General features: G+C 64.0%; 1 protein-coding gene. It reads right to left on the bottom strand.

The window, feature by feature from the left end; all coding sequences use genetic code 11:
- The coding region (locus U5771_RS35445; RefSeq protein ID WP_322028221.1) for a hypothetical protein at window positions 1-322 on the bottom strand (322 nt) is incomplete at both ends.

Here is a 322-nt window from a genome sequence, read left to right as displayed (position 1 = left end):
AATCAGCTCGTTGTCCACCGGCCTGAGCTCGACCGACAGCTCGGTCGCCTCGCTGTCGACTTCGACGTCGACCGGCCTTTCGTCGGCAACCAGCTCGATCAGTTCGCTGTCTACCTCGACCTCGACCGGCATCAGTTCGCTGTCCACGGGCCTGAGCTCGACCGATAGCTCGGTGGCTTCGCTGTCGACCTCCACGTCGACGGGTTTGTCGTCGGCAACCAGTTCGATCTCGTCGCTGTCCACCTCGACCTCGACCGGCATCAGCTCGTTGTCCACCGGCCTGAGCTCGACCGATAGCTCGGTCGCCTCGCTGTCGACCTCC

Source organism: Burkholderia sp. BCC1977 (genome assembly GCF_905339595.1).
In the GTDB taxonomy this organism is placed as follows: domain Bacteria; phylum Pseudomonadota; class Gammaproteobacteria; order Burkholderiales; family Burkholderiaceae; genus Burkholderia.
This window is presented reverse-complemented; position numbering and strand designations above follow the sequence as displayed.